14 protein-coding genes and 1 pseudogene are annotated in these 14,145 nt (G+C 46.5%); 11 read left to right on the top strand and 4 right to left on the bottom strand.

Translation table 11 applies throughout. From position 1 onward, the window contains the following. Window positions 1-26 precede the first annotated feature (26 nt). Both AR1Y2_RS16190 and AR1Y2_RS16185 read left to right on the top strand, forming a co-directional pair. Window positions 27-434: a Fur family transcriptional regulator gene (locus AR1Y2_RS16190; protein ID WP_137329888.1), complete on the top strand. Its 408-nt coding sequence runs from the start codon at window positions 27-29 to the stop codon at window positions 432-434. A gap of 112 nt (window positions 435-546) precedes the next feature. Further along, window positions 547-1,089 (top strand): NADH peroxidase, encoded by a 543-nt coding sequence (locus AR1Y2_RS16185; protein WP_137329887.1) that lies wholly within the window; start codon window positions 547-549, stop codon window positions 1,087-1,089. A 60-nt stretch (window positions 1,090-1,149) separates the two neighbouring features. On the opposite strand, the gene AR1Y2_RS16180 is transcribed toward AR1Y2_RS16185, so the two are convergent. The 4 genes from AR1Y2_RS16180 to AR1Y2_RS16165 are packed head-to-tail and all read right to left on the bottom strand — an operon-like array spanning window position 1,150 to window position 5,310. Then, complete coding sequence (locus tag AR1Y2_RS16180) at window positions 1,150-2,037, bottom strand: DUF4340 domain-containing protein (RefSeq protein WP_137329886.1); 888 nt, start codon at window positions 2,035-2,037, stop codon at window positions 1,150-1,152. Between the two features lie 14 nt (window positions 2,038-2,051). Next, entirely contained in the window at window positions 2,052-3,464 is a 1,413-nt protein-coding gene (locus tag AR1Y2_RS16175) for a GldG family protein (protein ID WP_137329885.1), read from the bottom strand. 18 nt (window positions 3,465-3,482) lie between these two features. Continuing rightward, on the bottom strand, window positions 3,483-4,349 hold the full coding sequence (locus AR1Y2_RS16170) for an ABC transporter permease (RefSeq protein ID WP_137329884.1): 867 nt from the start codon (window positions 4,347-4,349) through the stop codon (window positions 3,483-3,485). Next, window positions 4,333-5,310, bottom strand: a complete 978-nt coding sequence (locus AR1Y2_RS16165) for an ABC transporter ATP-binding protein (RefSeq protein ID WP_137329883.1) — start codon at window positions 5,308-5,310, stop codon at window positions 4,333-4,335. Before AR1Y2_RS16165 ends, AR1Y2_RS16170 begins: the two co-directional genes overlap by 17 nt. Window positions 5,311-5,505: 195 nt before the next feature. Between AR1Y2_RS16165 and AR1Y2_RS16160 the strand changes: the two genes are divergently transcribed. The 9 genes and pseudogenes from AR1Y2_RS16160 to AR1Y2_RS18350 all read left to right on the top strand — a co-directional run bounded on the left by AR1Y2_RS16160 (window position 5,506) and on the right by AR1Y2_RS18350 (window position 14,123). Continuing rightward, the gene (locus AR1Y2_RS16160) at window positions 5,506-6,765 is read left to right on the top strand and encodes a zinc-binding dehydrogenase (protein ID WP_137329882.1); all 1,260 of its coding nucleotides are present in this window, start codon (window positions 5,506-5,508) and stop codon (window positions 6,763-6,765) included. A gap of 155 nt (window positions 6,766-6,920) precedes the next feature. Further along, window positions 6,921-7,154, top strand: coding sequence for an acyl carrier protein (gene acpP / locus AR1Y2_RS16155; protein WP_006568462.1), 234 nt, complete (start codon window positions 6,921-6,923; stop codon window positions 7,152-7,154). 101 nt (window positions 7,155-7,255) lie between these two features. Continuing rightward, window positions 7,256-8,176 (top strand): ACP S-malonyltransferase, encoded by a 921-nt coding sequence (gene fabD, locus AR1Y2_RS16150; RefSeq protein WP_137329881.1) that lies wholly within the window; start codon window positions 7,256-7,258, stop codon window positions 8,174-8,176. Next, entirely contained in the window at window positions 8,176-8,916 is a 741-nt protein-coding gene (fabG, locus tag AR1Y2_RS16145; protein WP_137330304.1) for a 3-oxoacyl-[acyl-carrier-protein] reductase, read from the top strand. Before fabD ends, fabG begins: the two co-directional genes overlap by 1 nt. Window positions 8,917-8,927: 11 nt before the next feature. Beyond that, window positions 8,928-10,172: a beta-ketoacyl-ACP synthase II gene (fabF, locus tag AR1Y2_RS16140; RefSeq protein WP_137329880.1), complete on the top strand. Its 1,245-nt coding sequence runs from the start codon at window positions 8,928-8,930 to the stop codon at window positions 10,170-10,172. Between the two features lie 12 nt (window positions 10,173-10,184). Then, window positions 10,185-10,631 carry an acetyl-CoA carboxylase biotin carboxyl carrier protein gene (accB, locus tag AR1Y2_RS16135; RefSeq protein ID WP_137329879.1) on the top strand — a complete coding sequence of 149 codons (447 nt, stop codon included), beginning with the start codon at window positions 10,185-10,187 and terminating at the stop codon, window positions 10,629-10,631. Between the two features lie 14 nt (window positions 10,632-10,645). After that, on the top strand, window positions 10,646-11,068 hold the full coding sequence (fabZ, locus tag AR1Y2_RS16130; RefSeq protein ID WP_137329878.1) for a 3-hydroxyacyl-ACP dehydratase FabZ: 423 nt from the start codon (window positions 10,646-10,648) through the stop codon (window positions 11,066-11,068). 13 nt (window positions 11,069-11,081) lie between these two features. Next, window positions 11,082-12,464 carry an acetyl-CoA carboxylase biotin carboxylase subunit gene (locus tag AR1Y2_RS16125; protein ID WP_137329877.1) on the top strand — a complete coding sequence of 461 codons (1,383 nt, stop codon included), beginning with the start codon at window positions 11,082-11,084 and terminating at the stop codon, window positions 12,462-12,464. Next, a pseudogene (locus tag AR1Y2_RS18350) lies at window positions 12,458-14,123 on the top strand (acetyl-CoA carboxylase carboxyltransferase subunit alpha). The gene AR1Y2_RS16125 and the pseudogene AR1Y2_RS18350 overlap by 7 nt, the downstream one beginning before the upstream one ends. The last annotated feature ends 22 nt before the right edge of the window (window positions 14,124-14,145 follow it).

The raw sequence follows: 14,145 nt of genomic DNA, 5'->3' as shown, positions 1-14,145 counted from the left end.
ATTATTATTATGAGAGGAGGAGACCTATGCAGCCGGCAACAAAAAAAAGCAAGCAGAGGGATGCTATCATCAGATTTTTAATGGGCAGAAAAGACCATCCGACTGCGGATACGATATATGTTAATATTAAAGAAGAATTTCCGAACATCAGCTTAGGTACGGTTTACCGCAACCTGGCACTGCTGTCAAGCCGGGGTGATATCTTAAAGCTGAGTTATGACGGCGGGGCAGACAGGTACGATGCCAACGTTGATCCGCACTATCATTTTATATGTAAAGAGTGCGGGGAAGTTATCGACCTTGAGATGGATCCCATCGATCATGTGAATACGATCGCAAGTGCCCACTTCAAAGGTCGTGTAGACGAGAATGTCACTTACTTCCGTGGAATCTGTGAAAAATGTTTAAAAAAAGATATTGACAATACAAAATAGCGGTGGTATTATTAAGACAACAAGAAAACAGTAACAGTTACTATTATCTGAACTCGCTTTCTTGAATAGAGTAGAAACAGTAAAATAAATAAATTAAAAGGAGATCATTATTATGAAGAAATGGGTTTGTACAGTATGCGGATATGTTCACGAGGGAGAAACAGCACCAGAGAAATGTCCAACATGCGGAGTTCCTGCAGAGAAGTTCAAAGAGCAGACAGGAGACAGAGAATGGGCAGCTGAGCATGTAGTCGGAGTGGCACAGGGAGCCAGCGAAGACATCATGGCAGACTTAAGAGCAAACTTTGAAGGAGAATGTTCTGAAGTAGGTATGTACCTTGCAATGAGCCGTGTGGCACATAGAGAAGGATATCCGGAGATCGGATTATACTGGGAAAAAGCAGCATTAGAGGAAGCAGAGCATGCAGCAAAGTTTGCTGAACTGCTTGGAGAAGTATTAACAGACAGCACAAAGAAAAACCTTGAGATGAGAGTTGACGCAGAAAATGGAGCAACAGCAGGTAAGTTTGACCTTGCCAAGAGAGCAAAGGCAGCGAACTTAGATGCGATTCATGACACTGTACATGAAATGGCAAGGGATGAAGCCCGCCACGGAAAAGCTTTTGAAGGTTTATTAAAGAGATATTTCGGTTAAGAATAAATTATAAAAGGAGACTGCCTCATCGCAGTCTCCTTTTTAGTGCGTCATAGAAGCTTAAGGCTCCAGGATATTTTTTACCACATCTGCATCGCTTAAGTAGACCATCTTTGATCCTTTCAGCTGCACATAGTAGTTTTCTTTGTCCTTATCTTTTGAGCCGATATAAAGGGTGAGATTTTTGGTTTTCTTTGAATCCGTATCCTTATAGGTGATATCCACCGAGATGCGGGATTTGCTGTCAAGCCCATACTTGGACAGCTCTTTGTCTTTCACTGAATAATTCTGGCAGTCTCCGAAGGTGAATACCCCAAGACCCCCGGCGATATTGTCCATATCAGTTTTTGATTTGGATGTGTAGGTCTTTTTCTTGCCACTGCCAGTTATTACGACCTTTTTCAGATTTCCGCTGCTTAAGGACGGGAAAGTATCGGTTTTCATCATATCCTTAAGGGAGTAGGATAGGTTGGAGAGCAGATCAGCGGATACCGTATAAATCTCTGATTTATCATCTAGGGTCAGATAATAGTTGTCCCCAGAAGCATTTCCAATGTAATACGTCGTTTTGGTTCCCTCTTTATCCTTTACCTTAATGGTATATGCTGGCTTTTCCAGGCCGTAGTCTTTCAGGCTGTCCCCATTCTTGAGCCTGCGCACTGCCGTTATCTTTTGAAACTGGGATGCCATGGTGTTTAGATAGCTCTGTTCCAGCGGATATGCGCTGTCTTTTTCATAGTACCAGGTCCCGTCCTTTTTTACAAAAGACAGATCCTGTCCGTTGTTGTAGGAGATGGACGTGATGGCCTTCATATTCTTTACAGTCAATTGTCCAGAAGAAATTTTTCTCGCTGATTGGTTTTTCTGGTAAAAGGTGATTCCGGCATACAGGGCTAAAAGCCCTGCAAATACCAGAATCAGGATCATCAATGTTTTTTTCTGTCTCATAGTGGTTCCCTCCTTTACCTTCTTCTGCGCCTGAACCAGATTACAAAGCCTCCGGCGATGACCACAAAAGGAATCACAAAGATGATCAGGATACTGAAAATACCCGGATGGGCGATGGTGTTATATGTTACCTGAAGACTCTTTGGCGAGATGGATATATTGTCAGCATTGTCCAGGTTAGCTGTGACGGAATTCATAAATAACGTAAGGTTTTCAAGTGTCGAGAAGGACTGTGTGACCTGTTCGTCAATGAGCATATTGCTGCCGAAGACTGTCAGCCGGCTCTCCTTTTTTTCCTTCTTGCCGCTGCTGTTTTTGACAGTGACCGATTCCGTGGAAGCCGCGCCAAGTATATAGGTTCCCTGTGTCTGTTTTTTCTCGGTGACGGCATAACCGCTGTCAGAAGTGGTCATAAAGGACTCTACACTGATCGTATCGCGCGCTGGGTCTGTCTGTGTCATACCTTTTGAGTTGATCATAAGCACGGAATTTGATGAAATACCGGAGGCCATATCGTCGCTCACAGATAAATTCGGTATGAGATAATAATAATTTCCCTGATAGCAGCGGTCTCCGTCTGCGATATATCCGTTTGCAACTTTTAGCCCATAATCTTCAAGGAGTCCGTTGAGGCGGGGCATCTTCTTATTTGTATAAGTCAGAAGCGTCATGACCTTCCCACCCTTTTTTAGATAAGAAGACAACACTTTGGCCTCATCCTTCGTCAGATCACTGGTCGGTCCGTTGAGGATCAGAAGATCGCAGTCCTTAGGTATGGAAGAGGCAGTCAGGAGATTCAGTTCTGACGTAGAGATCCTGGATTTTTCCATCAGGCTGGTAACGGAGGAGGAGAGAGCGGCCTCCCCGTGTCCGGAAGTGTAATAGGCCTTATATTCCTTTGTGTTGGTCACATAATTCACAGCACTGGTCAACTGTCCGTCTCCGTCAAACTGGGTAGCAGAAGTGGACGTATTATAATAGGAAGATTCAGTGACTAGAATATCGTCGAAAGAGATCGAAGTCTGCCGGCCTGTTTTCTCGCAGGATACGACAATGCTGTTCTTTTCCGTATCATATTTTGTCAGTGCGGAAGGGTGCAGTACGGGGTCGATCCATTCCATTTTCAAATGGCCGGAGAGAGACACGTATTTGCTGATGAATGTTTTGATGCGGTCGTCAGTGCTGCTTTTCTCCGCGATCACATAAAAGGTTACATCGTTCTCCAGATTCTTTATTAGTTTTTGGCTTTTGGATGAGATCTCATAGATATTGGTATCACTGATATCAATCTGCCGAATCTTTTGGGGCAGCTGGCCCACAAGAAGGTTAAACAGGATTACGATACCAATGACTACGGCAGTGACGGCAACACTGTAGGAGCCCTTTCTGGAATCCTTTGTCTGAAACAATTTTTTTATTTTTTCCAATTCAATTCCCCCCCCCCCCTAACTCCATCGTCTTTTCTGAAATGTCTGTATGGTCAAGAAAACAAAAAGAATGATGATGGAGAGATAGTATAAAAGCCCTCCGATATCAAAAATGTAATTCTGGGCAAAATTATAGAAAACGTCGGTCAGGACAAAATGCTCCAGTATGTCATGGATCAGATTTTCAAAGATGGATGATTTTATAAAATATACCGCGATGGTTATGGCCACTCCGGCGATCTCCACAGTACCGGCGATCACCTGATTCTTTGTTATATGAAAGATTAGGCCGGCGGCCAGTGTCAATACAATGATGAGGACGATGACACTGCTTAAGGCGCTGGTGGGGACATAGTTTAAAAGGTTTTCCAGCATATATAGAAAAAACAAAACCCCGCATGTGCTGATCGCCGCAATGACCGGACTCTCAGTCAGAGAGGATAAAAACATGCCGATCCCGATAAACACACAGCCCAGAAGGTAAAATGCCAGGATGGAAGTATAGTCCACCAGTAGATGGGCATTTCCCTGTAACTTAATGATCAATGGAAACAGGCAGTAGATCAGACATGGGATAGCGAAGACGGTGATCATCGCAAAGTATTTGCCCAGGATGATCTTGGGCAGGGATACAGGGGAGGTAAGCAGAAGCTGATCTGTTTTATTTTTTCGCTCTTCGGCGAAGCATTTCATAGACAGCACCGGGATTGTAATCAAAATAGCAAATATAACACCGGACAGAGAATAAGCAAAATAGGGATATCCGCTGCTTAAGTTATATACCATGAAATACACACCGCCGATGATGGTGAGAAATGCCACAAAGGCACACCCGATCATAGAGGTAAAATAGGAACGGAGTTCCCGCTTATAAATTGCTTTCATCTTCGATCTCTCCTTCCTGATCATCACTATCTGTATCGGTTAACTCAAGGAAGATGTCTTCCAAAGTTGTTTTGGAAATATAAATCCTGGTGACCGGTATCTGTTCCGCTGCAAAGGCCATGGAAATATCCTGGCAGATCTTCTGGCTGTCTTCTGACAGTTCCAATACCAGATCACAGGAATCACCGGTATGTCCTTTCCAGGAGATATTTTGGATACCGGGGATGGTATCCAGCACGGATTGTATCCGGGAAGGATCTGACATGACTGTGAGTTCAATGTTGTCTTTCCCGCGGGACATATGTTCCAGCTGAGCAGGGGTTCCCTCGGCGGCCAGCCGTCCTTTTGAGATAATGAGCACGTAATCACAGATCTCCTGGACCTCCGCCAGGATATGGGAACTTAAGATCACTGTATGATCCTTGGCCAGTGTACGGATCAGCTGCCGGATCTCGATGATCTGTTTTGGATCCAGTCCCACGGTTGGTTCATCCAGGATGATGATATCAGGAAAACCGAGAACTGCGGCGGCAAGACCGGTCCTCTGGCGGTATCCTTTGGACAGGTTGCGGATCAGACGATGTGAGACTTCGTTGAGTTTTACGAGGCTGCACACCTCATCGACTTCCGACTCCCGGTCTTTTTTTGGAATATCTTTTAGTTCAGAAACAAAGCTTAAATACTCCCGGACCGTCATATCCAGATAGAGCGGTGGAATTTCCGGAAGATATCCGATGGATTTTTTGGCTTTTTCCGGTTCCTCGAGGATGTCACATCCATTTATGAGGATTTCTCCGCTGTCAGCACCGATATATCCAGTCATAATATTCATTGTGGTCGACTTTCCAGCACCGTTTGGGCCAAGAAAACCATAGATCTGACCTTTCTCAATTGTAAATGACAGATCATCCAATGCCAGATGGCTGCCATACTTCTTTGTAAGATGTTTCACTTCTATCAATTTGTTACCTCCTTTTGTCTAACTCTATTTAGAATAAGGGAGAAACCTAAACATAATGTGATGAAAGTTTGACAATTTTGTGTTCTTCTTTTATCCGAAGGTCTGTTGCAGGTCTTTTTTTTTATTTCCATTTCTGGTATAATCTTAGAAAATAATTTCTATGTGACCTGCATTGTGTGAAAAGGGGCGATGACTATGAGAGTAAAAGGCGTCAGACTTTACGGGGTAAAGGACATCAGGATGGAAGAGTTTGAACTTCCAGAGATCAAAGAGGATGAGATTCTTCTCAAGATTCTCTGCAATGGAATTGCCATGTCTACATTGAAAGAGATCACACTTGCCCAAAGGCATCTGCGGGTACCGAAAAATATCCGGAAGTATCCGATCCTGATCGGGCACGAGTTCGCCGGCATCATTGAACAGGTGGGGGATAAGTGGAAGGAGCAGTATCATCCGGGAGATAAGTATGTAGTTGTTCCTGAGATTCCGGACCAGATCGAGTCCCCGGGGTATTCCTATGAGTACTTTGGCGGGGCAGCCACTTACTGTATTGTCCCGGGGGATGTGATCGAGAAGGGATGCCTGCTCAATTTTGATGGAGAAAGCTTTTTTGAGGCCACAGTGGCACAGGCACTGTACAGCATTGTGGGAAGTTTCCATTCCAATTATCACAGCAAGCCGGGCTCCCATGAACACATCTCCGGTATCAAGCCGGGCGGCAACACTGTGATTCTGGGCGGATGCGGACCCATGGGGCTGATGGCAGTACGTTATGTGCTGACTATGGAACAAAAGCCAAAACGGCTGGTAGTGACAGACATTAACGATGAGAGGATTGCTAAGGCCAGGAGGTTGATCCCGGTGCAGGAGGCACAGAGAAATGGAGTGGAGCTTTATTACATAAACCCGTCCATGATGGTGGACCCTGCCTCCGCACTGCTGGCCCTGACCAATGAAAAGGGCTACGATGACGTGTTTGTCTATGCGCCGCCCAAGAATGTGGCGGAGACTGGAAACAGGATCATGGCCATGGACGGCTGCATGAATATCTATGCGGCCACGGCGGACAAAAAGTACCGGGCAGGCATGAATATCTATGGCAGCCATTATCTGAAGACAAAGCTGATCGGGTCCTCCGGGGGACTCAGAACCGATATGGAGGAGGCCCTTCAACTGCTTCGTGACAAGAAGATCAATGCGGCCATGAATATCACACACATCGGCGGCCTTGATGCGGTGGTGGACACCACTCTGTATTTAAAGAAAATGCCAGGGGAGAAAAAGATCATCTACACACATATCACCATGCCGCTGACAGCCATTGAGGATTTCAGGAAGCTGGGGAAAGATGATCCCCTGTTTGAGCATCTGGCGGACGCATGCGATGAGGCCGGGGGATTCTGGAATAAGAAAGCGGAAGATATCCTGCTTGGCAGCCATATGGCCCAGGATTAGAAAAACGGATTTTTTCACCGTTATTTCCTAATAACTTCCTTGCATATTTGTATGTGAGTTAGTATAATATAGGAGTGAATTTACTTGACAAGTTCGGGTATAAATAGGTATACTTTGATAATCAAACTATTATGAGGTATGAAGGAGATTAAATTATGTTAGAGAAAATGAAGGAAATCATTGCAGAACAGTTAAGCGTTGATGAAAGTGAAATTGCGTTAGAGACATCTTTCAAAGATGACTTAGGAGCTGACTCCCTGGACTTATTTGAATTAGTAATGGCATTAGAAGAAGAGTACGATGTAGAGATTCCGTCTGACGACCTGACAGAGCTTAATACTGTCGAAGATGTAATCAACTACTTAAAGAATAAAGGCGTAGAAGATTAAGATTGACAAAATATTGGCTTATAACTGATTTTTTGAGGTTATAAGTCAATTTTTTAGAAACAGATATTTTGAAACTCAAAGTAATTGACGAGGTGATAACGATGGGTAAAATTGTTTTTATGTTTCCTGGGCAGGGAGCACAGTATGTCGGTATGGGACAAGAGTTCTATGAGTATTTTGAACACAGCAGAGAAGTATTTGAAAAAGCAAATGAAGTGTTGGATATTGATGTGAAAGCATTGTGCTTCGAGGAAAATGAAGACATCAACATCACGGAATACACACAGGCGGCCATGGTGACAGCCAGTGTTGCTATCCTTAACGAGATTGAAGCCATGGGCATAAAACCAGATATGACGGCAGGATTAAGTCTTGGAGAATACTGTGCCCTTGTTGCCAGCAAAGTCATGAGCTTTGAGGATGCGGTCAAGGTTGTCCGCCAGAGAGGAATCCTTATGCAGGACACGGTTCCTGCCGGAGAGGGTGCTATGGCAGCTGTTCTTGGCATGAAGAAAGAAGAGATTGAGGCCGTACTACCTAAAGTGGACGGAGTTGTCTCCATCGCCAACTACAACTGTCCGGGCCAGATCGTCATCTCCGGAGAGGCAGCGGCGGTAGAGGCAGCGGCGGCAGCCCTTAAAGAAGCGGGGGCCAAACGGGTGCTTCCGTTAAAGGTCAGCGGTCCATTTCACTCTGCCATGCTTAAGCCGGCCGGTGAGAAACTGCTGGAAGTCCTAAAAGATGTGGAGGTTCATGACCCGCAGATCCCATATGTATCAAATACCACTGCGGAATTTGTTACTTCCGGGGACCAGGTAAAAGACCTGCTGGGAAAACAGGTTTATTCTTCTGTCCGTTGGGAACAATCTATAGAGAAAATGATACAAGCCGGAGCAGATACTTTTATCGAGATCGGCCCGGGAAGAACCTTATCCGGATTTATGAGAAAGATCGACCGGAAGATGAAGGTGGTCAATATAGAGAAATTAGAAGATTTGAAAAAGCTTGAGGAGGTCTTATGATGTTAGAAGGAAAAGTAGCTGTTGTCACGGGTGCAAGCCGTGGAATTGGCCGTGAAGTGGCGCTGACGCTTGCAGGATACGGGGCAAAAGTCATCGTCAACTACTGCGGATCTAAAGAAAAAGCTGAGGAAGTGGTGGCAATGATCGCTGCAGACGGCGGAGAAGCCAAAGCGTACCAGGGAGATGTTTCAGATTTTGACACAGCAAAGGAAATGATGGCTTCTGTGAAAAAGGAATTTGGAGCCATCGATATTCTGGTAAACAATGCAGGCATCACAAAAGACAATCTTGCCATGAAAATGAGCGAGGAAGAGTTTGACCAGGTCATCAACATCAATTTAAAAGGGACCTTTAACTGTATGAAGCATGTGGCAAGAATCATGCTTAAGCAGAAATCAGGACATATCATCAACATGTCTTCTGTCTCAGGGGTGATCGGAAATGCAGGGCAGATGAACTATTGTGCTTCTAAAGCGGGAGTGATCGGTATGACCAAATCTCTGGCCAGAGAGCTGGGTTCCAGAGGGATCACGGTCAACGCAGTGGCACCTGGATACATAGATACAGAGATGACGGAAGTACTTTCAGAGGATGTAAAAAAAGGTATCCTTGATACGATCCCGTTAAAAAGAGTGGGAAGTACAAAGGACATCGCAGAGACTGTAGCATTTTTAGCATCTGACAAGGCGTCCTATATTACTGGACAGACAATCAGTGTAGACGGCGGAATGGGAATGTAAAGGAGAGCAGCATGAAGAATTTAAAGAGAGTTGTAGTAACCGGCATGGGCGCTATCACTCCGATCGGAAATAGTGTAGAAGAGTTCTGGGACGGAATTAAGAATCAGAAGATCGGGTTTGCCCCGATCACTCATTTCGATGCCAGCGAATACAAAACCCATCTGGCAGCGGAAGTAAAGGACTTTAAAGCAAAGGATTACATGGATCCGCGATCTGCGAGGAGAATGGAACTTTTCTCCCAGTACGCTGTGGCCGCGGCTAAGGAAGCCATCGAGAATTCCGGTCTTGATCTGGAAAAAGAAGATACGGCAAGGATCGGTGTGTCTGTCGGCTCTGGTACAGGAAGCTTACAGATTGTAGAAAAAAGTACAGAAGTGATCCGCACAAAGGGACCTAACAGGGTTAAACCTCTGGTCGTCCCTATGATGATCTCCAATATGGCAGCGGGAAATGTATCCCTGGCCTTTGGCTTAAGAGGCAAGAGCATCAACGTGGTCACTGCATGTGCCACAGGAACACAGTCTATCGGAGAAGCTTACCGCTCTATTCAGATCGGTGAGGCGGATGTCATGGTGGCAGGAGGAACCGAGGCCTGTATCACACCGGTAGCGGTAGCGGGCTTTGCATCTCTGACAGCGCTTAGCGGATCTGAAGATCCAGAACGTGCCTCTATCCCATTTGATAAAGAGAGAGATGGATTTATTATCGGAGAGGGAGCCGGAGTTGTTGTGCTGGAGACATTGGAGCATGCCAAAGCAAGGGGAGCCAAGATCCTTGCGGAGGTGGTCGGATACGGCGCTACCAGCGACGCATTCCATATCACATCCCCTGCAGAGGACGGAGAAGGCGCTGCGAGAGCTATGCAGTTTGCTATCGAGGAGGCTGAGATCAGTCCAGATCAAGTGGATTACATTAACGCCCACGGAACAAGTACACCGGCCAATGATAAGTTTGAGACAAAAGCGATCAAGACAACCTTCGGCGATCACGCCAAAGATCTAAAGATCAGTTCCACAAAATCTATGATTGGACACGGCCTTGGTGCGGCGGGAGCCATTGAATTTATCACCTGTGTAAAGACTGTTTTGGAAGACTATATTCATCCGACCGTAGGACTTAAAGTGCCGGATGAAGAATGTGATCTGGACTATACATTAGAGCCGGTCACAGACCGTACAGTTAATTATGTCCTGAGCAATTCGCTCGGATTCGGAGGACATAATGCAACGCTTCTGATCAAAAAGTTCGTGGAATAGGGAGGATAGGTAATGAAATTAGAGGAAATGAAAGAACTGATCCAGGCATTGTCAGATTCTGATGTAGATAAGTTTGAATATAAAGACGACGATTTCTCAGTGAAGCTGTCAAAGAATGAGACAAAAGTCATCGCTGCGCCGGAGTTTGCAGCACCGCCGGTACCTGCAGCTGCCGCACTGCCGCAGGCAGCACCCGAGTCTGTTCCTGTAAAAGAAGAGGTAGAGGGAAACGCAGTGACCGCACCTTTGGTTGGAACCTTCTATTCAGCGCCTTCAGAAGGAGCTGAGCCGTTTGTGCAGGTAGGTGATACGGTGAAAAAGGGCCAGATCGTCGGGATCGTTGAGGCCATGAAGCTGATGAATGAAGTGGAGAGTGAGTTTGACGGAACGGTTGTCAGCATCCCTGTAAACAACGGGGACATTGTAGAATACGGGGAACCGCTGGTCATCATCCGGTAAGAAAGGGGTAACATATGCTGAATATAAAAGAAATCATGGAGATTATTCCTCACAGAAGCCCTTTCCTGCTGGTGGACCGCATCGAAGAGATGGAAGTCGGCAAGAGAGCTGTAGGGAAAAAATGTGTGACATATAATGAGCCCTTTTTTGCAGGTCATTTTCCTCAGGAGCCGGTGATGCCGGGAGTGCTCATCATCGAGGCTCTGGCGCAGGTAGGAGCCGTGTGCACGCTCTCTGCGGAAGAAAATAAAGGAAAGATCGGGTTCCTGGGCGGAGTGAACAAAGCAAAATTTCGCGGGAAAGTTGTACCCGGAGACGTGCTTACCCTGGAGATTGAGATGATCAAGGTGAAAGGACCGGTAGGTGTCGGAAAAGGAACCGCGACGGTAGACGGAAAAGTCGTCGCGTCCGGAGAAATCACATTTATGATCGGCTAGGAGGAAGCGTCTTATGTTTAAGAAGATTTTAATTGCAAACAGAGGAGAAATTGCGGTACGCATTATCCGGGCCTGCCGTGAGATGGATATTTTATCTGTGGCGATCTGTTCTGAGGCGGATAAGGATGCCTTACATGCACAGCTGGCAGACGAGACGGTCTGTATCGGACCTGCGGCGGCAAAGGACAGCTATCTAGATATGGAGCGGGTGATCGGAGCTGCCATGGCAGTGGGAGCAGATGCGATCCATCCTGGATTCGGTTTTTTATCGGAAAACAGCAAGTTTGTGCGCATGTGCGAAAAATGCAATATTTCATTTATTGGACCTTCCGCAGACATCATCGACAAGATGGGAGACAAATCCGCAGCCAGAAAGACGATGATGGAAGCGGATGTCCCTGTGGTGCCAGGAACGAAGGACGCGGTTTATGAAGCTTTGGAGGGCAGGAAGATCGCCGATGAGATGGGATATCCTGTCATGATCAAGGCCTCTGCCGGAGGCGGCGGAAAAGGAATGAGGATCTGTGAAGCCTCCGAAGAGTTTGAGCATACATTTGAAACGGCAAAGAGGGAAGCGGAAAATGCTTTCGGCGACGGCACCATGTATATTGAAAAATATATCCGTGACCCGAGACATATTGAATTTCAGATCTTAGCGGACAAATACGGCAATGTGATCCATCTGGGTGAGAGGGACTGTTCTATTCAGAGGCGTCATCAGAAACTGATCGAGGAGTCGCCGTCACCGGCGATCAACAAAGAACTCAGGGAGAAGATGGGCGCCATTGCGGTCAAGGCCGCAAAAGCAGCCGGATACTACAGTGCCGGTACCATTGAGTTCCTGAAGGACCAGGACGGAAACTTCTATTTTATTGAGATGAACACAAGGATACAGGTAGAACATCCGGTCACGGAGTGGGTAACAGGAATCGACTTGATCCGGGAACAGATCCGGATTGCGGCGGGAAGGCACTTAACCTATCAGCAGAAGGATATCCACATTGCCGGGCATGCCATTGAGGTCAGAGTCAACGCTGAGGACACAGAACATGATTTCAGGCCTAGTCCCGGAGTAGTGACAAACGTGCATTTTCCGGGAGGAAAGGGTGTGCGCATTGATTCTGCCCTGTTTACAGGATACCAGATTCCACCGTTTTATGATTCAATGGTTGCCAAACTGATCGTCTATGATAAGAACAGGAAGCTGGCTCTTAGAAAACTTAAGAATGCTTTGGGCGAGTTGGTGCTGGAAGGCATCAAGACAAACATTGATTATCAGTATGATATCATCAACCACCAGGATTTCATCGAGGGGAATGTTGATACCGGATTTATTGAAAGGTTCCAGAAGGAACGGGAAGAAGAGAAAGAAAGCCAAGGTGAAGCATCATGTTAAAAGAAATGTTTAAGAAAAGAACATTGACACCTCAGGAGAAAAAGCAGGCGGAACGGGTAAAAAAGGCCAAAGATACCCTGCTTGAATACCAGGCGCCGGAAGGACTGTTTCAAAAATGCAGCGACTGCGGAAAGCCAGTCTATAATGAAGATATTATTGAAAACTACTATATCTGTCCCCATTGCGGAAATTATTTCAGGATCCGCCCGAGGACCAGGGTTGCCATGGTCCTGGACCGCAATACTTTTGAGGAATGGGATACCGGGCTTACTACATCCGATCCTCTGGAGTTCCCTGGATATTTAAAGAAGCTGGAGCACCAGAAGTCTGTGACAAACCTGGAAGAGGCAGTTATCACAGGAAAAGGAAAGATCGCTGGGAACGAAGTGGCCATTGCTGTCATGAGCGCTGATTTTATGATGGGCAGCATGGGCCAGGTTGTCGGAGAAAAGATTACAAGGGCCATCGAGAGAGCCACTGAGGAACGGATTCCTATCATTATTTTCACCTGCTCAGGAGGAGCCAGAATGCAGGAGGGGATCATTTCCCTGATGCAGATGGAGAAGACTTCTGCGGCTTTAAGGAGACACGATCAGGCAGGGCTTCTGTACATCAGCGTTTTGACGGATCCAACCACCGGAGGAGTGACTGCGAGCTTCGCAATGCTCGGGGATGTGATCCTGGCTGAGCCGGGGGCACTGATCGGATTTGCGGGACCGCGTGTCATTGAACAGACCATCGGACAGAAGCTTCCGGATGGTTTCCAGAGATCCGAATTTTTGCTGGAACATGGATTTGTAGACAAGATCGTAGAGCGGAAAAATCTGCGGAAAGTGCTTGCCACCATTATAAGGAGTTGTTGTTATGAGTCATAATAATTTAACACCATGGGAGAGAGTTGAGATCTCCAGGTCAGCGGAGCGGCCGACCAGCCTGGACTACATCACAACGATCTTTGACCGATATATGTCTCTGCATGGGGACCGCCTATTTGGTGATGACGGCGCTATCGTGGGAGGACTTGCCTCCATCGACGGGATGCCGGTCACGGTGGTCGGACAGCAGAAGGGCCGTTCTACAAAGGAAAATATTAAGAGGAATTTCGGAATGCCTTCTCCGGAAGGATACAGAAAGACCATGCGTCTTATGCGCCAGGCAGAAAAATTTCACCGTCCGATCATCTGTTTTGTGGACACTCCGGGAGCTTTCTGCGGGATTGAAGCAGAGGAAGGCGGCATCGGGGAGGCGATTGCCAGAAACCTCTATGAGATGTCATCTTTAAAAGTTCCGATCCTCTCCATCATGATCGGGGAAGGCGGCAGCGGCGGAGCCATCGCTATGGCTGTAGGAAATGAAGTGTGGAGTATGGAAAATTCCACGTACTCTGTGCTCTCGCCGGAAGGATTCGCAAGCATCCTCTGGAAGGATGGAAGCAGGGCATCCGAGGCGGCAAAAGTGATGAAGATCACGGCAGCAGATTTAAAGGAACTGGGTATCATTGAAAAAGTCATCAAAGAGCCGGAACCTGCAAGTATTGACAATATCATTGAGCTGTCAGAAGAAATGAGGGAAATGATCACTGATTTCCTCAAACGATATAAGAAAAAGACGCCGGATGAGATTGTAGAAGAGAGATACCAGCGCTTTAGAAAAATGTAAGTGAAAGAAAGACCACGGAGGT

It is taken from the genome of Anaerostipes rhamnosivorans (assembly GCF_005280655.1).
Taxonomy (GTDB): domain Bacteria; phylum Bacillota; class Clostridia; order Lachnospirales; family Lachnospiraceae; genus Anaerostipes; species Anaerostipes rhamnosivorans.
This window is presented reverse-complemented; position numbering and strand designations above follow the sequence as displayed.